This is a genomic window from Paraburkholderia megapolitana (genome assembly GCF_007556815.1).
Classification (GTDB): Bacteria; Pseudomonadota; Gammaproteobacteria; order Burkholderiales; family Burkholderiaceae; genus Paraburkholderia; species Paraburkholderia megapolitana.
Genome location: NZ_CP041745.1, coordinates 4,042,644 through 4,064,503, shown reverse-complemented (window position 1 = coordinate 4,064,503; position 21,860 = coordinate 4,042,644). Strand labels below are relative to the sequence as shown.

Annotated in this window: 25 protein-coding genes and 1 riboswitch; of the genes, 21 read left to right on the top strand and 4 right to left on the bottom strand. The window is 64.2% G+C overall.

Going from position 1 to position 21,860, the window contains the following annotated elements; translation table 11 throughout:
* The first annotated feature begins 54 nt into the window (after nt 1-54).
* The 3 genes from FNZ07_RS31520 to FNZ07_RS31510 are packed head-to-tail and all read left to right on the top strand — an operon-like array spanning nt 55 to nt 1,647.
* Nucleotides 55-216, top strand: a complete 162-nt coding sequence (locus FNZ07_RS31520; protein ID WP_322788663.1) for a DUF6726 family protein — start codon at nt 55-57, stop codon at nt 214-216.
* A 5-nt stretch (nt 217-221) separates the two neighbouring features.
* Complete coding sequence (locus FNZ07_RS31515) at nt 222-926, top strand: hypothetical protein (RefSeq protein ID WP_245811742.1); 705 nt, start codon at nt 222-224, stop codon at nt 924-926.
* 52 nt (nt 927-978) lie between these two features.
* A complete protein-coding gene (locus FNZ07_RS31510; RefSeq protein WP_091019715.1) occupies nt 979-1,647 on the top strand; it encodes a flagellar basal body L-ring protein FlgH in 669 nt (222 codons plus the stop codon).
* A gap of 113 nt (nt 1,648-1,760) precedes the next feature.
* On the opposite strand, the gene FNZ07_RS31505 is transcribed toward FNZ07_RS31510, so the two are convergent.
* The 4 genes from FNZ07_RS31505 to FNZ07_RS31490 form a co-directional block, all read right to left on the bottom strand.
* A complete protein-coding gene (locus FNZ07_RS31505) occupies nt 1,761-2,531 on the bottom strand; it encodes a response regulator (RefSeq protein ID WP_091019717.1) in 771 nt (256 codons plus the stop codon).
* A gap of 151 nt (nt 2,532-2,682) precedes the next feature.
* Nucleotides 2,683-3,321 (bottom strand): hypothetical protein, encoded by a 639-nt coding sequence (locus FNZ07_RS31500; protein WP_245811743.1) that lies wholly within the window; start codon nt 3,319-3,321, stop codon nt 2,683-2,685.
* 306 nt (nt 3,322-3,627) lie between these two features.
* Nucleotides 3,628-4,431, bottom strand: a complete 804-nt coding sequence (locus FNZ07_RS31495; protein WP_091019719.1) for an SDR family NAD(P)-dependent oxidoreductase — start codon at nt 4,429-4,431, stop codon at nt 3,628-3,630.
* Nucleotides 4,428-6,179, bottom strand: a complete 1,752-nt coding sequence (locus FNZ07_RS31490) for an ABC transporter ATP-binding protein/permease (protein ID WP_091019720.1) — start codon at nt 6,177-6,179, stop codon at nt 4,428-4,430. The genes FNZ07_RS31495 and FNZ07_RS31490 overlap by 4 nt, the downstream gene beginning before the upstream one ends.
* A 331-nt stretch (nt 6,180-6,510) precedes the next feature.
* Nucleotides 6,511-6,622, top strand: a riboswitch (TPP riboswitch).
* Between the two features lie 192 nt (nt 6,623-6,814).
* Between FNZ07_RS31490 and FNZ07_RS31485 the strand changes: the two genes are divergently transcribed.
* The 18 genes from FNZ07_RS31485 to hisB all read left to right on the top strand — a co-directional run bounded on the left by FNZ07_RS31485 (nt 6,815) and on the right by hisB (nt 21,851).
* Nucleotides 6,815-7,969 (top strand): FAD-dependent oxidoreductase, encoded by a 1,155-nt coding sequence (locus FNZ07_RS31485; protein WP_091019919.1) that lies wholly within the window; start codon nt 6,815-6,817, stop codon nt 7,967-7,969.
* Between the two features lie 58 nt (nt 7,970-8,027).
* Complete coding sequence (thiS, locus tag FNZ07_RS31480; protein ID WP_091019721.1) at nt 8,028-8,225, top strand: sulfur carrier protein ThiS; 198 nt, start codon at nt 8,028-8,030, stop codon at nt 8,223-8,225.
* A gap of 34 nt (nt 8,226-8,259) precedes the next feature.
* Entirely contained in the window at nt 8,260-9,075 is an 816-nt protein-coding gene (locus tag FNZ07_RS31475) for a thiazole synthase (RefSeq protein WP_091019722.1), read from the top strand.
* A complete protein-coding gene (thiE, locus tag FNZ07_RS31470) occupies nt 9,072-10,190 on the top strand; it encodes a thiamine phosphate synthase (RefSeq protein ID WP_091019723.1) in 1,119 nt (372 codons plus the stop codon). The genes FNZ07_RS31475 and thiE overlap by 4 nt, the downstream gene beginning before the upstream one ends.
* A gap of 95 nt (nt 10,191-10,285) precedes the next feature.
* Nucleotides 10,286-11,107, top strand: coding sequence for an ABC transporter ATP-binding protein (locus FNZ07_RS31465; protein WP_091019725.1), 822 nt, complete (start codon nt 10,286-10,288; stop codon nt 11,105-11,107).
* Nucleotides 11,104-11,871 (top strand): lipid asymmetry maintenance ABC transporter permease subunit MlaE, encoded by a 768-nt coding sequence (gene mlaE, locus FNZ07_RS31460; protein ID WP_091019727.1) that lies wholly within the window; start codon nt 11,104-11,106, stop codon nt 11,869-11,871. The genes FNZ07_RS31465 and mlaE overlap by 4 nt, the downstream gene beginning before the upstream one ends.
* Nucleotides 11,872-11,955: 84 nt before the next feature.
* Complete coding sequence (gene mlaD / locus FNZ07_RS31455; protein WP_177228342.1) at nt 11,956-12,498, top strand: outer membrane lipid asymmetry maintenance protein MlaD; 543 nt, start codon at nt 11,956-11,958, stop codon at nt 12,496-12,498.
* 11 nt (nt 12,499-12,509) lie between these two features.
* A complete protein-coding gene (locus tag FNZ07_RS31450) occupies nt 12,510-13,436 on the top strand; it encodes an MlaA family lipoprotein (RefSeq protein ID WP_091019729.1) in 927 nt (308 codons plus the stop codon).
* Nucleotides 13,437-13,548: 112 nt separating this feature from the next.
* On the top strand, nt 13,549-14,178 hold the full coding sequence (locus FNZ07_RS31445) for an MlaC/ttg2D family ABC transporter substrate-binding protein (RefSeq protein WP_091019732.1): 630 nt from the start codon (nt 13,549-13,551) through the stop codon (nt 14,176-14,178).
* A 20-nt stretch (nt 14,179-14,198) separates the two neighbouring features.
* On the top strand, nt 14,199-14,444 hold the full coding sequence (locus tag FNZ07_RS31440) for an STAS domain-containing protein (protein ID WP_091019923.1): 246 nt from the start codon (nt 14,199-14,201) through the stop codon (nt 14,442-14,444).
* Nucleotides 14,445-14,631: 187 nt separating this feature from the next.
* Nucleotides 14,632-15,558 carry an ABC transporter ATP-binding protein gene (locus FNZ07_RS31435; RefSeq protein ID WP_091019734.1) on the top strand — a complete coding sequence of 309 codons (927 nt, stop codon included), beginning with the start codon at nt 14,632-14,634 and terminating at the stop codon, nt 15,556-15,558.
* Complete coding sequence (locus FNZ07_RS31430; RefSeq protein WP_091019736.1) at nt 15,555-16,319, top strand: ABC transporter permease; 765 nt, start codon at nt 15,555-15,557, stop codon at nt 16,317-16,319. The genes FNZ07_RS31435 and FNZ07_RS31430 overlap by 4 nt, the downstream gene beginning before the upstream one ends.
* Before the next feature lie 13 nt (nt 16,320-16,332).
* The gene (locus tag FNZ07_RS31425; RefSeq protein ID WP_091019738.1) at nt 16,333-16,572 is read left to right on the top strand and encodes a BolA family protein; all 240 of its coding nucleotides are present in this window, start codon (nt 16,333-16,335) and stop codon (nt 16,570-16,572) included.
* A 139-nt stretch (nt 16,573-16,711) separates the two neighbouring features.
* Nucleotides 16,712-17,974 (top strand): UDP-N-acetylglucosamine 1-carboxyvinyltransferase, encoded by a 1,263-nt coding sequence (gene murA, locus FNZ07_RS31420; RefSeq protein ID WP_091019925.1) that lies wholly within the window; start codon nt 16,712-16,714, stop codon nt 17,972-17,974.
* On the top strand, nt 17,971-18,669 hold the full coding sequence (gene hisG / locus FNZ07_RS31415) for an ATP phosphoribosyltransferase (RefSeq protein WP_091019740.1): 699 nt from the start codon (nt 17,971-17,973) through the stop codon (nt 18,667-18,669). The genes murA and hisG overlap by 4 nt, the downstream gene beginning before the upstream one ends.
* Before the next feature lie 31 nt (nt 18,670-18,700).
* The gene (hisD, locus tag FNZ07_RS31410) at nt 18,701-20,023 is read left to right on the top strand and encodes a histidinol dehydrogenase (RefSeq protein ID WP_091019741.1); all 1,323 of its coding nucleotides are present in this window, start codon (nt 18,701-18,703) and stop codon (nt 20,021-20,023) included.
* A gap of 112 nt (nt 20,024-20,135) precedes the next feature.
* A complete protein-coding gene (hisC, locus tag FNZ07_RS31405; protein WP_091019744.1) occupies nt 20,136-21,206 on the top strand; it encodes a histidinol-phosphate transaminase in 1,071 nt (356 codons plus the stop codon).
* 57 nt (nt 21,207-21,263) lie between these two features.
* Nucleotides 21,264-21,851 (top strand): imidazoleglycerol-phosphate dehydratase HisB, encoded by a 588-nt coding sequence (hisB, locus tag FNZ07_RS31400; RefSeq protein WP_091019747.1) that lies wholly within the window; start codon nt 21,264-21,266, stop codon nt 21,849-21,851.
* Nucleotides 21,852-21,860 lie beyond the last annotated feature (9 nt).

Sequence of the window (21,860 nt, the reverse complement as noted above, 5' to 3'; positions counted from 1 at the left end):
GAGCACTGCGTGACGAAAGTGACCAAGTCGACAACCCTCCGATGTGTTGCCCGCGTGACCGCATGGTCGGCAGTGTGCGCGGCGTTGCTGCCGCTCAGCGGCTGCGGCCTCGCGGCGTTGCCGTGTCGCGCGGCGTCGGCGACGCTGAAGATCATTCCTGTAGTCGGGCACGCGGCTGCTACGCCGTTCGACGCGTGCTCATCCGCCATCGACTGAACGAGATGAAACGAGCCTTGCTTGCGAGCGTCGCTGCACTGGCTGTGTCGACGCTATCGATTGCTGTCAATGCGCAGGGACCGACGTCGCCGCCAGGTCGCACGGCCGGCGATGCACGCCTGCGTACCGCCGCGTTGCCGTTCGCTTTTCGCGGCATTCCGCTCGGCGTCTCGCTCGACGTGCTGCGTGCGAACCGCACCGTACGCGCAACGCCGCCCGATAGCGAACTGGTCTGCGAGACCGACGTCAGTGCGGGCGCACTCGGCATGCGTCTGAAGAGCGACGACAGCCTGGTGGTGGCGTGTCGCTGGGCGCATCGCGCGGGCAACGGCTGGCAGATGTCGCGGGCGGTGGTCGACGGTGCGCCCGCGGACGAGCACGTACTGCGTTTTGCGCGCGCCTCCTACGATGCGCCGCTGCGGCTCTTCGAAATTTCGTTTGTGGTCGACGGTGTGACTGCGGAGGATCTGCGCAGTGCGCTCGCGGTCCGTTATGGCGCACCGCGCATGCAGACCGGTAGCACGTCGTCCGGATTGCCGGGGTTGCCGGGGTTGCCAGTCTATGTCTGGGAGAACGCGGTGAGTTCGATCACTCTGTGTCTGTTGCCCGCGACCGGCAACGGTACGTTGACCTATCTGCTGAAAGATCCCGATGCGCGGGTGAGGTCAGTCGAGCGGTTGTTGCAGGCCGGCTTGCCCGAAACGGGATGACGGCGAGTTTCATGCACCCGATTCTTTTCGTCACGTCTGCCCCGGAGCAATCATGATTTCCCACCGTATTCTCGTTGCGGCAACAACCGCGGTCAGTGTGGCCGCGTGTTCGAGCGGACCGCACTCGATCGTCGACACACCGATGTATGCGCCGCTCGCTGCGACACCGCTCAACGTCAATACGCAGGGCGCGATCTATCAGGCGGGCAATGCGCTGTCGCTGTACGAAACGCCGCGTGCGCAACACATCGGCGACGTGCTGACGATCCGTCTCGCCGAATCGTATAGCGGCAACAGCAGCGCAAACGCCTCGGCAAGCCGCGCGAGCAATATCAGCGCCCAGGCCGCCGATCAATCGACGAATGCCGCGGCGAAACTCGCAAAGCTGTTCAACGTCGGCTCGGCGAGCACGACGTTCAACGGGCAGGGCACTGTGTCGGATACGTCGGGCATGTCGGGCACGCTGGCGGTGACGGTGATCGGCACGCTGCCGACCGGCAACCTGGTGGTCTCAGGTGAAAAGATCATCGCGATGAATGGCAATCGCGACACGTTGCGGTTGTCGGGTGTGGTCAATCCGAAGGACATCGACATGGGTAACTACGTCGCGTCGAGCAAGGTCGCGAATGCGCGGATCGAGCAGGCGGGAGTGGGGATGCTTGCGGATTCGACGACGATGGGCTGGTTGCAGCGGCTCTTTATGAGCGTGCTGACTTTCTGAGTGATAGCGCGGCTTGTAGTTGATCGCTCGACTCGCCGCGCAATTCGGATCGGCTTATAGCAACGCAACCGCGCGCATTCGATTCACGCCCGGTTGCGTTTTGCTACGACACGCTAAGGCCGCGCAGCCTGCGCCGTTTCCGCAACTTCAGGCGTATCCGTATAGCGTTCCGCGAATCCCACTTCACCTTGCGGCACGAACACATAGCCGTGTCCCCACACCGTCTGCACATAACGCGGCTCGGACGGATCGGTTTCGATCAGCCGGCGCAGACGCCAGATCGACACATCGAGACTGCGGTTGCGATACGCGCCGCCGTGACCATAAAGCTTCTCGATGATCTGCGCGCGCGTGAGAATCGTCATCGCATGATTGACGAACAGCTTGAGGATTGCGAATTCGCTCGAGCGCAGCGCAATGCGCTCGTCATCGCGACGCAGTTCGCGTGCGGGGAAATTCACTTCGAACGGACCGAAGCGGTACGGTGCACGACTCTCCGGCGCACTCGACACCGGATTGCCGCGGCGCCTGAGCACGGTGCGGATGCGCGCGACCAGTTCGCTCGGATCGAATGGCTTGCCGAGGTAATCGTCGGCACCGAGTTCGAGGCCGATCACGCGATCGATCACGTCGTTGCGCGCAGTCAGCAGGATGACAGGAATGTCGTCTCCGCTTGCGCGCAACGCGCGCAGTGCGCTGATGCCATCCAGCTCCGGCATCATGATGTCGAGTACGACGAGGGCAGGACGTTCGATCTGTAACCGGCGCTGCAGTGCAAGACCATCGTGCAGGACCGATACCGCATAACCTCGCGCCTGCAGATACTCGCGCGTGAGATCGCGGACTACGGAATCGTCGTCGACAAGCAGGATATGTTGGCTCATGGAAGAAATCCTAAGTGATGAAAGGACATGTCGGAAGCACGCAAATCTTTCGCTTTCTTTCTTCGCGGTGTGTGGGCGCATGGGAAGTGCGGCAAAGAGCGCGTATGAAATGCGACGCGAACAGACAGAAAGCAGGTGATAGCTGGATGTTTCAATCGATGCGGGCGGCCTGCAACGCAGGCGCACTCTGGGCACGCCGGTCGACGACCATGCGCTCGACCAGGCCCGAAAGCTTCGTCGATGCGCTCGAAAAGCGGTCGGTAGCGAGGCCGCGGGTTTCGTAACGCGCGGTCACAACAACGCGGCCACGCTGCAAAAGTGTCAGATCGATGGTCGACAGATACGGTGTCGATTCGTCGCTGAACGCGCGGCGGCCGTAGTCGATGGCTGCGCTATAGACGAGGCGCGCTTCACAACTGGGCGGCGATGTGCCGGGGCCGTAGAGATCCGATTGCACGCCGCGCTGGGTCAATACCGTTTGCAGCGCGGGGACGAAATCGCCGGTTGTGACGTTCTGGTTCAGCTCGATGCAGATGTGGCTGACTGCGATCGGTGCGCCGTTGACGAAGCTCGGCGACGAGTAGTGCGTCGCGACGGCGAAGCCGGCCTGGATCACAGAGCCGGTGGCGTCGACCGCTGAGATCAAGGTCCATGCGCAGCCGTGCAAGGCGAGCGTTGCGGTGGCGAGTGCGGCGCCTGCTGTGAGGCGCGCTGTGTTTCGGCGGCGGCGCGTGTTCGGTAGAGCGTGTCCGGTTGCGCGATCGCGCAGCGTGATCGAGGCGGTGCGCATGGATCAGCCGTTCAAGTGAAGATGCGCGCTGTCACTGCCGCTGCACGTCGTCGCTTCGGCGCAGCGGCGGCATGTCGATACGCGTTCCGCGGAATAGACGATTGCGGCCGCGAAGGGCCGATGCGTAAAACGATCGTGGGGCATGAGCGACATCCGGTAACGGTGAAGATCGTCGCGGACCGCTATCTACTGCACGGCTCGCACCGCTATCGTCGCTGCTCGGTGGGAATTCAAAGCGGGGAACACGCTGCGCGCCGGCAAAGTGCTTTCTAGTTATTGCCGCAGGTTTCTGTCTGTTTCAGTTGATCAACCGAGGGTAAGCCCGCCGTCGATATGAATCACCTGCCCCGTGATATGGCGCGCTTCGTCGGACAGCAGGAAGGCGATCAATGCGGCGACATCGTCCGGGTCGGCGATGTGACCGAGCGGGGTGGCTTGCGCGGCATGCGCCCATGCGGGCGCATTGTCAGCGCTCGGGCCGCGATCTTTGCGCGTGTAGCCGGGTGCCACGCAATTGACCGTGACGCCATGCGGCGCGAGTTCGGCCGCAGCGGTTTTCGCCAGCGATTCGATTGCGGCTTTCGCCGCCGCGGTCGCTGCGAACGGCGCGTCCTGACGATAGCGATGCGCGACGAACGAACTGAGCGCGACCACGCGACCGTGCTCCGATGTTTTCAACGCGGGCGTCGCGCGTCTGACGAGCGCAGCGAATGCCGAGGGCATGGCCGCGAACGATTCGGTGAGCGCGTGCGCATCGAGTGCAGCGAGTGTCTGACGTTGTGCGTGACCGGCGTTTGCGACCAGATGATCGAGTGCACCGAACGCAGCGAGCGTCTGATGCACGATGTGGTCGGCGGCACCGGGTTCGGCAAGATCGCCGAACACTGTTGCGCAGGTCGCACCGTGCGCGGTGCAACTGGCGGCGACGGCTTCGAGCCGGGCGCGCGCTTCGGAATCCGCGCCGCGAGCGTGCAGCATCAAGGCGAGCTGCGTGGTCGTACCCGGTGTTGCATCGAACGCCGCGTGACGTGTGGCAAGCCGACGTGCAAGTGCGGCGCCGATGCCGGACCCGGCACCGGTGATCAACACGACGCGGCGTGTCGCGCTCATGCGGCGGCGGGCTCCGCGCTGCGTTCGACGTTGAGCGTTTCCTCATGGAACGCCGCCAGCGACTCGCGATGCGCCACGCTGATGATGGCCGCCTTCGGCAACCGCTCGATGAACAGGTGATAGAGCCGCGCTTCGTTGTCGGTATCGAGTGCGCTGGTCGCTTCGTCGAGGAACAGATAGTCGGGTTTGTGCAGCAGGACACGCGCTGCTGCAAGCCGTTGCTGCTCGCCGGGCGACAGCACGCGAGCCCAGTGCGCGGATTCCTCGAGACGGCCTGTGTAGTCCGCGAGATGGCAAGCCTGCAGCGCTTCGATGTATTCGTTGTCGGTGTACGTTTCCGCCGACGACGGATAGGCGAGCGCGGCCTTCAGCGTGCCGATGGGCATATAGCTTTGTTGCGGAATGAACATCATGCGCGCACTGACCGGCGCATCGATCGAGCCGTTACCGAATGGCCACAGTCCGGCGAGTGCACGCATCAAGGTGCTCTTGCCGGCCCCGGACGCGCCGCGTACCAACCAGCGCGAGCCGGGCTGGATCGAGATGTCGCGGATCTGCGAGAGCGGGGCGCCACTCGGCAGGGAGAGCGAGAGACCGTCCGTGGTGAGCCTGTCCTCGTCCACGTAGTGCAGGTTGATGCCGCCATGAGCGGTGGCCGGCGAGGTCGCTTCTTTCAGGTGCGATGCATGGACGACACGTTTGAATTCGCGCAGACGATTCACCGTCGCGCGCCACTCGACGAGGCTGCCGTAACTGTTGATAAACCACGAGAACGAGTCGCTGACCGTGCCGAACGCATTCTGGATCTGCATCAACACGCCTAGGGTAAATGCGCCGGAGAAATACTTGGGCGCGGCGACAATGAGCGGAAAAATGGTCGCGATATTGCCGTAGAAGCTCAGCACGAAGCTCAGGCGCTTCGTGTACTTCATCACACGCCACCAGTTGTCGCGAATGCGCTGGAAGACGTTTTGTGCACTCGCGCGTTCGGTCTGCTCGCCGTCGTAGAACGCGATCTGCTCCGAGTTTTCGCGCACACGGATCAGGCCGAAACGAAAATCTGCCTCGACCTTTTGTTGCTGGTAGGTAATCGCAACGAGCGGGTGGCCGAGCTTGTAGGTCATGTACGAGCCAGCCAGGGCATAGAGCGCGGCGACCCACACCATGTAGCCTGGGATCACGAGCGGCATGCCCCCGAGCGTGACGGTCAATGCGCCAGCCAGGGACCAGAGGATGGTAATGAACGAAATGAGTGTGACGACGGTTGACAGAAAATCGAGCGTCAGTGTGAGCGTGCTGGTTGCAAATGACTGCAGGTCATCGCTTATCCGCTGGTCGGGGTTGTCCGCGAGCCGGTCGCGCTCGATCCGGTAGAAGACGCCGTGGCCGAGCCATTCTTCGAGGTACCGTGTCGTGAGCCACTGGCGCCACCGGAAGCCGAGCATCTGCCGCAGATAGCGGCCGTATACAAAGAGGACGATCAACGCTGCTACGAGAACGGCCCAAACCATCATCAAGTGCGGGAAGTCCTTGACGCTCTTGGCTTGCAGCATGTTGTAGAAGTCGCCGTTCCAGGTGTTGAACTTGACGGTGATCCAGACGTTCGTGAGGTTGATCGCAACGATCGTAACCAGCAGTCCCCAGGCGATTTTCCATTCTTCAGAGACCCAGTACGGCTTGATCAGACTCCACGCGGAGACTTTATCGTCGGGCTCTAGCGTGGGTGTAGGGGAAGTGTTGGGCGTCATGACCATCCTGGGAGAAATGCTGGCTCGTCTGGGACCGGCGCACGATGGCTGGACCCTGATGGCTCAGTCCGTAGCGAGTTGGCGCCACGGCGAAATTGTGATTGCGACCCGGGCATCGACCCCGTGCCGCGACCGCCCGATTCTGGCCCGACCCACTTAAACGAGTCTTAACGGATCCTGGCGGCCCGGCCGGCCCACGCTGCGTTGACGGCATTGTGCCAGAGCACCCCAGCTCGCCGTATTTCCCCGCGCAACCCGCCACAGGCAGGCTGGACAGCCCGCCGCAGCCCCCCGGTTTGCGGGCCTCCGGCCTTTTATGGTCTAATGGCCGTTGACGAAACAGGGGTGCTTTGCGCGCGGGCGACACGCTGCGGCCAGGCTGAGAGAGACCCTTCGCACCCGATCCGGGTAATACCGGCGCGGGAAGTTTCCGGAAGTTCTGATGTCTTCCATTTCTCCGCCGGACGGCACCGTCATGGGTGCGTGGTCCGGCCGGCTTCGCCCGCCGGTTTCGTCCTTGGGTACGTGCGCTTCCTGCCGTACGGAAAGGATTCGATGACCGCTTATTCTTCAGTTTTTTGCGTTGTCTGTCCGCACGTCTGCGGATGGGCTCCGTCGCGTCCGGTTCCCGCGCGATGAAGACCGCTACCCAACCCAAACCGGATTTCGCCGTGATCGGCGGTGGGCTGTGCGGGCGGCTCGTCGCGTGGCGTCTGGCCGGCGCCGGGCATCGCGTGGCGTTGTACGAGCGTGGCGATGCAGCAGGTACGCAGGCTGCCGCGTGGGTCGCCGCCGCGATGCTCGCGCCGCTCGCCGAAGCCGCCAGCGCGGAACTGCTGATCACGCAACTCGGCGCCGCATCGCTCGATGCATGGCCGCGGTTGCTCGCCGAATTGCCGGAGCCGGTGTTCTTTCAGCGCAATGGCTCGCTCATCGTGTGGCATCACGCGGATCGCACGGAAGCTTCGCTGTTCGAACGCCGAGTGCGTGCGAACGCGCCGGCCGAGTGGCTCGACAGCGGCTTCGTCGCGCTGTCCGGCGCGCAGATCGGTGCCGCCGAGCCCGCGTTGACCGGCCGCTTCACGAAAGGCTGGCTGTTGCCGCGCGAAGGGCAGCTCGACAATCGCCAGGTGCTTGCCGCACTTGCGGCGGGGCTCGCGGCACGCGGCGTCGAACTGCACTGGAACACCCACATCGACGATCGCGCGATGCCCGACGCGCATGTCACGATCGATTGTCGCGGCCTTGGCGCAAAACCGGTTCTGCCGACGCTGCGCGGTATCCGCGGTGAAGTTGCGCGAGTACACGCGCCTGGCATCGATCTCACCCGCCCGGTGCGCCTGCTGCATCCTCGCTACCCGCTCTATATCGCGCCGAAGCAGGACGACTGCTATGTGATCGGTGCAACCGAAGTGGAAGGCGAGGACATGTCGCCGGTGAGCGTGCGCTCGGCGCTCGAATTGCTGAGCGCGGCGTTCTCCGTGCATCCGGGTTTCGGCGAGGCGCGCATCCTCGAACTCAATGCACACTGCCGCCCAACCATGCCAGACCATCGTCCGGCACTGGTCTGGAACGGCGCACAGACGCTGCGCGTGAACGGCCTGTACCGGCACGGCTACATGATCGCGCCGGAAGTCGCGGACGAAGCGGTGCGCTTTGCCGCCGCGCTGCTCGAGCGCCGTGTCGCCGATGTCGACGCGTTTGCGACCTGGCGGCGCGACGCGCGCTGGAGCGAGCTGTTCCACCTCGACTCGCTGAACCAGCCGGACCCGGCGCGCGAGCCGGCGTAACCGAAGCCGCCTGCCGCGAACCACGAAAGAAACGGAAGAAACGCTTTTGACGAACCCCATGAACATCCATATCAACCAGAAACCGCTGACGCTGCCCGACGGCGCCACCGTCGCCGATGCGCTTACCGCATGGGGCGCGCGGCCGCCGTTCGCGGTTGCGCTGAACGGCGATTTCGTCGCGCGCACGCAGCATGCGGCGCGCGCGCTGCAACCGGGCGACCGGCTCGACGTCGTGCAACCGGTCGCGGGCGGCTGAGCCGCGGCGCACCGTCAGACGCAAGGATTCCCCAATGACTTCTCCCGCTTCCGCCGATCCCCTCCGCCTCTACGGCGAAACGTTCGCGAGCCGCGTGCTGCTCGGCACCTCACGCTATCCGTCGCTGCAGTCGCTGTCCGATTCGATCGCGGCGGCGCAGCCGGGCATGGTCACCGTCGCGCTACGTCGTCAGATGAACGAAGGCGGCGCCGAGGCGGGCTTCTTCGACCTGCTCAAGCGCCACAGCGTGCCATTGCTGCCGAACACCGCCGGCTGCCAGAGCGTCGCCGAAGCGGTGACGACCGCGCACATGGCGCGCGAAATCTTCGCCACCGACTGGATCAAGCTCGAACTGATCGGCGACGACTACACGCTGCAACCCGACCCGATCGGGCTGATCGAGGCGGCCGCCCAACTGGTGAAGGAAGGCTTCAAGGTGCTGCCGTACTGCACTGAAGATCTCGTGATCGGTAGACGCTTGCTCGATGTGGGCTGCGAGGCGCTGATGCCGTGGGGCGCGCCGATCGGCACCGGCAAGGGCGTCATCAATCCGTACGGGTTGCGCGTGCTGCGTGAGCGGCTGCCCGACGTACCGCTGATCGTCGACGCCGGGCTCGGTGTGCCCTCGCACGCGTGCCAGGTGATGGAGTGGGGCTTCGACGGGGTGCTGCTGAACACGGCGGTATCGCAGGCGACCCATCCGCCGGCGATGGCGCGCGCCTTCGCGCTGGCCGCCGAGGCGGGCCGCGCCGCTTACGTTGCCGGGCCGATGGCCGAGCGCGAGGCGGCCGAGGCGAGCACGCCGGTGGTCGGTATGCCGTTCTGGCATCACGACGGGAGCGCCGCGTGACGCAGACGTTCCCACTGACCGGCGACCGCTTCTGGCCACCCGCCGACGAACTCACCGAAGCCGCCGAGCGCATCCGCGCACGGCTTGGCGACTGGCCGCCGACCCACGCGCCATGGCGCATCTGCCTGACCCCACCCGACGACGCGAACGGCGGCGATCTGATTGTCGCTGCCGGCACGCAGCCTGACGGCGCGCAGCTTGCGCGCTGGCTCGTGCAGGGCGCGGGCGTGATCGAGGCCGCGCCGGGTCGCGCGACGCTGCATCTGGGCGGCGAGCGCTATCCACTGGAAGCACTAGAAGACGCCTTGCCCGAAGACTGGATCCCGGCGCTGGCCGCGTTCCTCGATTGCGGGTTTGCGCCGCATGACGCACTGGTGCTGGCACTGGCCTGGCGCGACGGCGACGAAAAGCGCGCCGCGGATGCCTGGCCGACCGACCTCGCGCGTTTCCCGCGTGTTGTCGGGTTGCCGGCTGCGCCCGCGCAGCCGTTTCCGCGTTGCCCGGACCGGCTGGGCCTCTACCCGGTGTTGCCGGACGCCAACTGGGTCGAGCGGGTGCTGGGGTTCGGCGTGAAGACCATCCAGTTGCGCCACAAGTCCGCCACGGCCGGACAGTTGAGCGCCGAACTGGCACAGGACATCGCGCGCTGTGTCGCCGCCGGGCGGCGGCACGATGCGCAGGTGTTCATCAACGATCACTGGCAGGCCGCCATCGACGCGGGCGCCTACGGCGTCCACCTGGGCCAGGAAGATCTCCATACCGCCGACCTGCACGCGCTGAGCGCCGCCGGCGTGCGCCTCGGCCTGTCGAGCCACGGCTACTACGAAGTCCTCGTCGCACTGCATTTCCGGCCCAGCTACGTCGCCTGCGGCGCCATCTTCGCGACCGCGACCAAGGCGCTGCCCACCGAACCGCAGGGCCTCGCGCGCCTCGCGCGCTACGTCCAGTTGCTGGACGGCGTGGTGCCGCTCGTGGCGATCGGCGGGATCGACGGCGATGTGTTGCCCGACGTACTGGTGACAGGCGTCGGCAGCGCGGCCGTGGTCCGCGCTGTCACCGAAGCACCCGACCCCGCCGCCGCGGTTTCTGCACTGCAACAGGTGTTTACGCAATAATCGTCGGACTTCTGCGGCACCTAGCCGGGGCGTCACGACAGTTTTTTCATGATGGCCCTATAATTCGGCCTTCGTGTAAATGGACTGTCAGCTACGTGCCTTCCACCTCTGAGCCCCTTCTCGAACTGCGCGACGTCGATTTCGGCTATGGCGACCGCCTTGTCCTGTCGAACCTGAACCTGCGTTTCCCGCGCGGTCAGGTGGTGGCGGTCATGGGCGGCTCCGGTTGCGGGAAGACGACCGTGCTGCGGTTGATCGGCGGTCTGGTGAAGGCGAAGCGCGGCCAGGTGCTGTTCCAGGGCCAGGACATCGGCACGCAGTCCCGCGACGCGCTGTACACGTTACGCCGCAAGATGGGCATGCTGTTCCAGTTCGGCGCGCTCTTCACCGACATGTCGGTGTTCGAAAACGTCGCGTTCGCGTTGCGCGAACACACCGATCTCCCCGAAGAACTGCTGCGCGACCTCGTGCTGATGAAACTCAACGCGGTCGGCCTGCGCGGCGCGCGCGATCTCGCGCCGTCGGAGATTTCCGGCGGCATGGCGCGGCGCGTGGCGCTGGCCCGCGCCATCGCACTCGACCCGGAGCTGATGATGTACGACGAGCCGTTCGCCGGGCTCGACCCGATCTCGCTCGGCATCACGGCGAACCTGATCCGCACGTTGAACCAGGCGCTTGGCGCGACCTCGATTCTGGTCACGCACGACGTGCCCGAATCGTTCGCGATTGCCGACTACGTCTATTTCCTCGCCAACGGCGGCGTGCACGCGGAAGGCACGCCGGAGCAGCTGCGCGCATCGACCGATGCGACGGTGCGCCAGTTTATCGACGGCGCGCCCGACGGTCCGTTCAAGTTCCACTACCCGGGCAGCGCGTCGCTGGCCGCGGATTTCGGTATCGACGGGGGGCGGGCATGATCAGCACCATTGGACGTTCGGTGCTCGACGGGCTGGCCGGCGCGGGTTACGCCGCGCGGATGTTCGTTCGTCTTGTATTCGAATTCTTTGCGCTGCTGCGGCGCCCGCGGCTTGTCACGAAGCAGATCCATTTCGTCGGCAACTATTCGCTGGTGATCATTGCGGTGTCGGGGCTGTTCGTCGGCTTCGTGCTTGGCTTGCAGGGCTATTACACGCTGAACCGTTACGGCTCCGAGCAGGCGCTCGGGTTGCTGGTCGCGCTGTCGCTGGTGCGCGAACTCGGGCCGGTGGTGACCGCGCTGCTGTTCGCGGGCCGCGCGGGCACGTCGCTCACCGCCGAGATCGGTCTGATGAAGGCCGGCGAGCAACTCACGGCGATGGAAATGATGGCCGTCGATCCTTTAAAGGTCGTCATCGCGCCGCGCCTGTGGGCGGGCATCATTGCGATGCCGATTCTCGCGGCGATTTTCAGCGCGGTCGGGATCATCGGCGGCTATGTGGTCGGCGTGCTGATGATCGGCGTCGACTCAGGCGCGTTCTGGTCGCAGATGCAAGGCGGCGTCGACGTCTGGAGCGACGTCGGCAATGGCGTGTTCAAGAGTATTGTGTTCGGCTTTGCCGTGACCTTCATTGCGCTGTACCAGGGTTACGAGGCGAAGCCGACCCCGGAAGGCGTGTCGCGTGCGACGACGAAGACGGTGGTGTATGCATCGCTTGCAGTGCTCGGTCTCGACTTCCTCCTGACCGCGCTGATGTTCAGCTAAGACCCGCGCGTCGCGCACCCGACGTACGGCGCCGAGCCTTGGCGCCACGCGGGTAGCCGGGCGCCGCGGTGGTTTCTCTTTGGGATGACGATGAAAAAGACTGCTCTCGACTTCTGGGTCGGCCTGTTCGTAGTGTTGGGCTTCATAGCGCTGCTGTTCCTCGCGCTGAAGGCCGGCAACATGAGTTCGCTATCGTTTCAGGCCACGTACCCGGTGAAGCTCAAGTTCGACAATATCGGCGGGCTGAAGCCGCGTGCGCCGGTGAAGAGCGCGGGCGTGACGGTCGGCCGGGTCGATTCGATCGGTTTCGACAGCAATACGTATCAGGCGCTCGTCACGATCGATCTCGACAAGCAGTACCAGTTTCCGAAAGATTCGTCCGCGAAGATCCTGACCTCGGGTCTGCTCGGCGAGCAGTACATAGGACTCGAGGCCGGTGGCGACACCGAGATGCTGAAAGCTGGCGACACCATCGCCATGACGCAGTCGGCGATCGTCCTCGAAAATCTGATTGGACAGTTTCTGTACAGCAAGGCCGCCGACTCTGGCGCCGCCAAAACTCCCGCGCCCGCACCGGGCGCTGCTGCACCGACGCTTCCCGCCTCTGGCGGTGCCGCCGGCCAATAAGGAGCATAAGAATGAAAACCCTGCGCGTCCGCAATGCGGCCCTCGTGCTGGCGGTGGCAATGCTCGCCGGCTGCTCGACCGTTCAGACGCCGATCAAGGAAGATCCGATTGAAGGCTTCAACCGCACGATCTTCAAGTTCAACGATACCGTCGACCAGTACGCGCTGAAGCCGGTGGCGAAGGGCTACGTGTTCATCACGCCGCAGCCGGTGCGTGACAGCGTCACCAACTTCTTCTCGAACATCGGCGACGTGTACACCGCGGCGAACAACCTGCTGCAGTTGAAGATCACCGATGGTGTCGAAGACATCATGCGGATCGTGATCAATACGGTGTTCGGCGTTGGCGGTCTGTTCGACGTCGCGACGCTTGCCAGACTGCCGAAGCACAACAACGATCTCGGTCTGACGCTCGGCCACTACGGCGTGCCGGCGGGTCCCTACCTCGTGCTGCCGCTGTTCGGCCCGAGCACGGTGCGCGATGCGGTGGGCACGTTGGGCAACTACTACGTCAATCCGCTTTCGTACGTCGATCCGGAAGGTTTCCGCTGGGCGCTGTACGGCCTGAATATCATCAGCACGCGGGCTAACCTGCTCGGCGCTGGCGACGTGCTGGCAGGCGCCGCGCTCGACAAGTACTCGTTCGTGCGTAATGCGTATCTGCAGCGCCGCCAGTATCAGTTGTCAGACGGCAACTCGGCTGCGTTGCCCGATTACGGCGACGGTGCGCCGCCGCCGAAGTACGACGACAGCGCGGTAGACGGCGCCGCTGCGCCGGCCGCGGCTTCTGGCGCAGCGGCGGCAGCTGCGCCGGCGTCAGGCGCGGGAGTTGCTCCGCAGACCAACCAGAAGGGCAGTCAGGACAGTACGGTGCCGGCTGGCCAGATCGTTCCGCCGTCGCGTACCGGGTTCGGCTTCCCGTCGCTCAAGCTGCATTGACGGCACCGCGGTAACAGATGGATACGACTGTCGCAGATTCCGGGCGCAAGTCGATGAACTCGGGCAATATAGCCCGTTCAAAGATAGGCGCTCATTCTCTTGCAGGCTTCATATGAAAAAACTATTCCTCATTCCGTTGTTTGCTGCGTTTTTTTCGTTCACCAGTGCTGCGTTCGCGCAAGGCGTCGATACCAGTGCGCCTGACACGCTCGTCAAGACCGCCACGCAACAGGTCATCGACGCCGTGCGGGCCGACAAGTCGATCCAGCAGGGCGACATCAGTGCCGTGACGAAGCTCGTCAACGAAAAGATCCTTCCGTACACCGACTTCCATCGTACGACGCAACTGGCCATGGGCCGCAACTGGCGCACCGCGACGCCGGAGCAGCAGGCGCAGATCGTCGAGCAGTTCAAGATGCTGCTGATCCGTACGTACTCGGGCGCGTTGGCCCAGGTGCGCAACCAGGAAATCCAGTACCGTCCGTTCCGCTCCAGCCCGGACGACACCGACGTCGTCGTGCGCTCGGTGGTGATGAACAACGGCTCGCCGGTCGAGCTCGACTACCGTCTGTACAAGACGCCGCAAGGCTGGCGCGTCTATGACATCAACGTGCTCGGCGCGTGGCTGATCCAGGCGTATCAGCAACAGTTCAACGAGCAGATCCAGCAGCACGGTGTCGACGGCCTGATCCAGTTCCTGACCCAGCGTAACCAGCAACTGGCTGCGGGCAAGCAGTCGTGAGCCGCTTCGAAACCGGCGCCATGCTGACCCACGCGAGCGCGAAAGCCGCGCTCGCGGCGGGGCTCGAGCGGATTGCCGGCGGCGCGACCGGCGTCGATTGCGCGCCGCTCACGCAGTTCGATTCGTCCGCGCTGGCTGTGCTGCTCGCGTGGCAGCGTGCCGCGCAGGCACGCGGTGCCGCACTCGATATCGTCAATCTTCCAGCGGGGCTCGCCAGTCTCGCTCAGGCCTACGGCGTCGACACGCTGCTGTCGTCGCGACATTGACGCTCTACGCGTCACCTCCAGCCTTCAATAGCCCAGGGCAGAGTCGGGTAAGCGACTTTGCCCTATAATCAGGGGCTTTTTTGGGGCTTGCCACGCAGATTATCGCGATGCAGAGCCGGCCCCAATTTCCGTTTTTCCCCGCATATTGCGCACCTAAAGGCGCCGCCGCCGAAAGCGGCGCACAGTCATGCCAGCGATAGACATTCGTAACGTCAAGAAGCGCTACAAGGATCTGCAGGCGCTCAAGGGCGTCAGCCTCGCCATCGAAGAAGGCGAGTTCTTCGGGCTGCTCGGCCCGAACGGCGCGGGCAAGACGACGCTCATCAGCATACTTGCCGGTCTCGCGCGGGCCGATGAGGGCTCGATCGCGGTGCGCGGCCACGACGTGGTCGGCGATTTCCGCGAAGCGCGTCGCGCGCTCGGCGTCGTGCCCCAGGAACTCGTGTTCGATCCGTTCTTCACCGTGCGCGAGACGCTGCGCATCCAGTCCGGCTACTTCGGCCTGCGCAACAACGATGCGTGGATCGACGAAGTGATGGCGAATCTCGATCTCACCGACAAGGCCGACGCCAACATGCGCGCGCTGTCCGGTGGGATGAAGCGCCGCGTGCTGGTCGCTCAGGCGCTGGTGCACCGGCCACCGGTGATCGTGCTCGACGAGCCGACCGCCGGCGTCGACGTCGAATTGCGCCAGACCTTGTGGAAGTTCATCGCGCGCCTGAATCGCGAAGGTCACACGATCGTGCTGACCACGCACTACCTCGAAGAAGCCGAGTCGCTGTGCGACCGTATCGCGATGCTCCGGCGCGGCGAAGTGGTCGCGCTCGATCGTACGGCAGCACTGCTGCAGCGCTTCGCGGGCATCCAGTTGTTCGTGCGTTTCGCGCAGGGCACACTGCCCGCCGAACTGCGGCCGCTCGAAGTCGATCCGACGCAGATGCAGCCGCACCAGCATCTGCTGCGTCTGACCAGCTACAACGACGTCGAGCGGATTCTTTCGCAATGTCGCGCGGCCGGTTGTACATTCGAAGAAATCGAGGTCCGCAAGGCCGACCTCGAAGACGTATTCGTTCAGGTGATGAACGGTCCGGAAGTGATCGAGGGGCTTGCATGAGCGGCTATAGCGGATTCCACACGCTGTTCTACAAGGAAGTCCTGCGCTTCTGGAAGGTGTCGTTCCAGACGGTGCTCGCGCCGGTCATCACCGCGCTGCTGTATCTGACGATCTTCGGCCACGCGCTGCGCGATCACGTGCAGGTCTACCCCGGCGTGCAATACACGAGCTTTCTGGTGCCGGGCCTCGTGATGATGAGCGTGCTGCAGAACGCGTTCGCGAACAGCTCGTCGTCGCTGATCCAGTCGAAGATCACCGGCAACCTCGTGTTCGTGCTGTTGCCACCGCTCGCGGCGTGGGAAATGTATGGCGCCTACGTGCTCGCTTCGGTGGTGCGCGGTCTCGCGGTCGGCTGCGGCGTATTCATCGTGACGATCTGGTTCATTCCGCTCAACTTCGCGGCGCCGCTCTATATCGTCGGATTCGCCGTGCTCGGTTCGGCGATTCTCGGCACGCTTGGGCTGATCGCCGGCATCTGGGCGGAGAAGTTCGACCAGCTCGCCGCGTTCCAGAATTTCCTGATCATGCCGCTCACGTTCCTGTCCGGCGTGTTCTACTCGACGCATACGTTGCCGCCGGTCTGGCGCGAGGTGTCGCGGCTGAATCCCTTTTTCTACATGATCGACGGCTTTCGCTTTGGCTTCTTCGGGATCGCGGATATCGATCCGCTCGCGAGCCTCGCGATTGTCGGCGGTTTCTTCGTGGTGCTGGCCGTGATCGCGATGCGCATGCTCGCATCCGGCTACAAGCTGCGCCACTGACGAGGAGCTTTCCATGTTGCCGACTCCCGAACAGGTCAAGAATTACATCGCGGCCGGGTTGCCCTGCCAGCATCTCGAAGTCGAAGGCGACGGTCAGCATTTCTTTGCGACGATCGTTTCGCTGGACTTCGAAGGCAAGCGGCTGATCCAGCGCCATCAACTCGTGTACGCGGCGCTCGGCGACCGCATGCGTGAAGAAATACACGCGCTCAGCATGAAAACGCTGACGCTCGCCGAATGGCAAAACGGATAATCTGGACACTTCAGTGCGAATGACACAGGACACCGGCGACGCAGCGAGCGGCGCCGTAGCAGAGCTTCAACAGGCCGCGTCGAACGGCTCGCGGACGGAACCGGAAACGGCTCAGGAAACGCATCAGGAAACGACTGGTATGGACAAACTCGTTATCGTTGGGGGACAGCGGCTTGCGGGTGAGATCACGGTGTCGGGCGCGAAGAACGCCGCGTTGCCCATTCTGTGCGCGGGTCTGCTGAGCGCGGAGCCGGTACAACTCGACAACGTGCCCGATCTGCAGGACGTGCGCACGATCCTCAAGCTGCTTGGCCAGATGGGCGTGCGCACCGAAAGCAGCGCGGGTCATGTGTCGCTCGATGCCTCGAAGGTGACCAACCCGGTCGCGCCTTACGAGCTCGTGAAGACGATGCGCGCATCTATCCTTGTGCTCGGCCCGCTCGTGGCCCGTTTCGGCGAGGCGAAGGTGTCGTTGCCCGGCGGCTGCGCGATCGGCGCGCGACCGGTCGACCAGCACATCAAGGGGCTGCAGGCGATGGGCGCCGAGATCAACATCGAGCACGGCTTCATCGAAGCACGCGCGAAGCGTCTGAAGGGCGCGCGCATCGTCACCGACATGATCACCGTGACCGGCACGGAAAACCTGCTGATGGCAGCGGTGCTTGCCGACGGCGAAACGGTGATCGAGAACGCTGCGCGAGAACCGGAAGTCGGCGATCTCGCGAATCTGCTGGTCGCGATGGGCGCGAAGATCGACGGCATCGGTACCGACCGGCTGGTGATCCAGGGCGTCGACAGCCTGCATGGCGCGCAACACACGGTGATCCCCGACCGTATCGAAGCTGGCACCTTCCTGTGCGCCGTGGCGGCGGCGGGCGGCGACGTTACGTTGCGCAAGGTTCGTCCGCAGATACTCGAAGCCGTTACCGACAAGCTGCGTGAAGCCGGTGTGACGATCGAAGAAGGCGACGACTGGATGCGCGTGCGGATGAACCAGCGTGCGCAGGCCGTGAACATCCGTACGTCCGAATACCCGGCGTTCCCAACCGACATGCAGGCGCAGTTCATGGCGCTCAACACGGTGGCGAACGGCACCGCGCAGGTCGTCGAAACGATCTTCGAGAACCGCTTCATGCACGTGCAGGAACTCAATCGCCTCGGCGCGAACATTACGACCGACGGCAAGACCGCGCTCGTTACCGGTGTCGAGCGGCTGTCGGGCGCGAAGGTGATGGCAACCGATCTGCGCGCCTCCGCGAGCCTCGTGATCGCCGGGCTGTGCGCGAGCGGCGAAACGCTGATCGACCGCATCTATCACCTCGACCGCGGCTACGACCGGATGGAGTCGAAGCTCACTGCGGTCGGCGCGCAGGTGCGCCGCATTCAGGGGAAAGCAGCATGAGCACGGTGCCGCAAACGTCATCGTCGCCGGCTGCGAGCGCGCCGCTGACGCTCGCGTTGTCGAAGGGCCGCATCTTCGAGGAAACGCTGCCGCTGCTGGCCGCGGCCGGCGTCGAAGTCGCCGAAGATCCGGAAACCTCGCGCAAGCTGATCCTGCCCACCACCGATCCAAACCTGCGCGTGATCATCGTGCGCGCCACCGATGTGCCGACTTACGTCGAATACGGTGCCGCCGATTTCGGCGTGGCCGGCAAGGACGTGCTGCTCGAACACGGCGGTAGCGGCCTGTACCAGCCGGTCGATCTCGACATCGCGCGTTGCCGCATGTCGGTCGCGGTCAAGGCGGGCTTCGATTACGCGAGCGCGGTACGCCAGGGCGCGCGTCTGCGCGTTGCCACCAAATACGTCGAAACCGCCCGCGAACATTTCGCGGCCAAAGGCGTGCACGTCGATCTGATCAAGCTGTATGGATCGATGGAACTCGCACCGCTCGTCGGCCTTGCCGACGCAATTGTCGACCTGGTCAGCTCGGGTGGTACGCTGCGAGCGAACGATCTCGTCGAAGTCGAAGAGATCATGCAGATCTCGTCGCGCCTCGTCGTGAACCAGGCGGCACTGAAGTTGAAGCGCGCTGCACTGCGGCCGTTCCTCGATGCGTTCGAACGCGCGTCGCGGCTCGACGGCGCGAAGGCCTGACGGCGCGCGCCTTACCGAAACGGATACTCGTATGTCTATCAAGATTCGCAAACTCGATTCCAGCGCTGTCGGTTTTCAGAAAGCGCTGCACGCGGTGCTCGCGTTCGAGGCGAGCGAGGACGAAGCGATCGAGCGCTCGGTCGCGGAGATACTCGCCGACGTGAAGACGCGCGGCGACGCAGCCGTGCTCGACTACACGAATCGCTTCGATCGCCTGAACGCGGCTAGCGTTTCGGCACTCGAGCTGCCGATGACCGAGCTGGAAGCGGCGCTCGAAGGGCTGGAGCCGAAGCGCCGTGCGGCGCTCGAAGCCGCGGCGGCGCGCGTGCGCGGGTTTCACGAGAAGCAGAAGATCGAGTGCGGCAGCCATAGCTGGCATTACACCGAGGCCGACGGCACGGTGCTCGGCCAGAAGGTGACGCCGCTCGACCGTGCCGGTATCTACGTGCCGGGTGGTAAGGCTGCGTATCCGTCGTCGGTGCTGATGAATGCGATTCCGGCGCGTGTGGCCGGTGTGCGCGAAATCGTGATGGTCGTGCCGACGCCCGACGGCGTGAAGAATCCGCTCGTGCTTGCCGCGGCGCTGCTGGGCGGTGTCGATCGGGTGTTTACGATTGGCGGCGCGCAGGCCGTGGCGGCACTCGCGTACGGCACGAAGACGGTGCCGGCGGTCGACAAGATCTGTGGTCCAGGCAATGCGTATGTCGCGTCGGCGAAACGTCGCGTGTTCGGCACGGTCGGTATCGACATGATTGCCGGTCCGTCGGAAATTCTCGTGCTCTGTGACGGCACGACCGATCCGCGCTGGGTCGCGATGGACCTGTTTTCGCAGGCCGAGCACGACGAGCTCGCGCAATCCATCCTGCTGTGTCCGGATGCCGCGTTTATCGCGCGCGTCGAGGACGCAATCGCCGAGTTGTTGCCCACGCTGCCGCGTCGCGATGTGATCCAGGCGTCGCTCGAAGGGCGTGGCGCGCTGATCAAGGTGCGCGATATGGCGGAAGCCTGCGCGATCGCCAACGACATAGCACCGGAACACCTTGAGATTTCCGCGCTGGAGCCGCAGCAGTGGGGCCAGTTAATCCGCCATGCGGGTGCGATTTTCCTCGGTCGCTACACGAGCGAAAGCCTCGGCGACTACTGCGCAGGACCGAACCACGTGCTGCCTACGTCTCGCACCGCACGGTTCTCGTCGCCGCTCGGTGTCTATGATTTCTTCAAGCGCTCGAGCGTGATCGAAGTCAGCGCCGAGGGTGCGCAGACGCTCGGCGAAATTGCCGCCGAGCTGGCATATGGAGAAGGGTTGCAGGCGCATGCACGCAGCGCCGAGTACCGGATGAAGCAGACCGGTTGAAAGAGCAGGGCCAGCAGTAAGACCGTACTAAAACGAGAATATCGACCAACCACAGGGCGACCGCGAGTCGCTCTTGTTGTGCCGGCGCGTGATGCGACCGGTTTACCCAGTTATGACGACACCACAAGACATCATCCGCCGCGATGTACTCGCGATGACGAGCTACCCGGTTCCGGACGCGACCGGCTTCGTAAAGCTGGACGCGATGGAGAACCCGTTCTCGCTGCCTCCCGTGCTGGCCGCGCATCTCGGCGAGCATCTGGCTGGCGTCGCACTGAACCGCTATCCGGCGCCGCGACCGGAAGCGCTGATCGAGAAGATCAAGCGGGTGATGCAGGTGCCGGCCGCCTGTGACGTGCTGCTCGGTAACGGCTCCGACGAGATCATCAGCATCATCTCGCTGGCCTGCGCGAACCCGGGCGCGAAGGTGCTCGCGCCGGTGCCGGGGTTCGTCATGTATCAGATGTCGGCGAAGTTCGCGCATCTGGAATTTATCGGCGTGCCGCTGAAGGCCGATTTCACGCTCGACGCCGATGCGATGCTCGCCGCGATCGCCGAGCACGCGCCGGCCGTGATCTACCTCGCGTATCCGAACAACCCAACCGGCACGCTGTACGACGAAGCCGACATGGAACGCATCATCGCCGCGGCCGATCGCAGCCTCGTCGTGATCGACGAGGCGTATCAGCCGTTCGCGCAGCAAAGCTGGCTGCCGCGCGCCGACCAGTTCGACAACGTCGTCGTGATGCGCACGGTGTCGAAACTCGGGCTTGCCGGCATCCGTCTCGGCTATCTGGCCGGCCGTCCGGCGTGGCTCACCGAGTTCGACAAGGTACGGCCGCCGTACAACGTGAACGTCCTGACCCAGGCCGCCGCCGATTTCCTGCTCGATCACGTCGACGTGCTCGACGCGCAGGCGGCGCAACTGCGCGAAGAACGCACGCGACTGGCCGCGGCGGTGGCGCAGCTGCCGGGCGCCGAAGTCTTTCCGAGCGCGGGCAATTTCCTGCTGGTACGTGTGCCGGATGCATCAATGACGTTCGAAACGCTGCTTACTGCGCGGATTCTTGTCAAAAACGTGAGTAAAATGCATCCATTGCTCGCCAATTGCGTGCGTCTGACGGTCGGCTCGCCGGAACAGAACGATCAGATGCTCGCCGCGCTGAAACTCGTGCTGCATTGATGCCGGGTTACGTTGTTTCGTTTCACCTTACTTTTTAGTTCGATTCGAGGATTCACCATGCGCCTTGCGGAAGTCGTTCGCAACACTAGCGAAACGCAGATCCGTGTAAAGATCGACCTGGACGGCACCGGCCAGCAGAAGCTGGCGACCGGCGTGCCGTTCCTCGACCACATGCTCGACCAGATTGCACGGCATGGGCTGATCGATCTCGAAGTCGAGGCGCATGGCGACCTGCATATCGACGACCATCACACGGTCGAAGACGTCGGCATCACGCTGGGGCAGGCCGTCGCGAAGGCGATCGGCGATCGCAAGGGGATTCGCCGCTACGGTCACGCGTACGTGCCGCTCGACGAAGCGCTGTCGCGTGTCGTGATCGATTTCTCGGGCCGCCCCGGCCTCGAATTCCATGTGCCGTTCACACGCGCGCGCATCGGCACGTTCGACGTTGACCTCTCCATCGAATTTTTCCGCGGTTTCGTCAATCATGCGGGCGTGACGCTGCATATCGACAACCTGCGCGGTCTGAATGCCCATCACCAGATGGAAACGGTGTTCAAGGCGTTCGGCCGGGCCCTCCGGATGGCAGCCGAACTCGACGAGCGCGCGGCGGGGCAGATTCCGTCGACCAAGGGCAGCCTCTAGGCCCCCGAA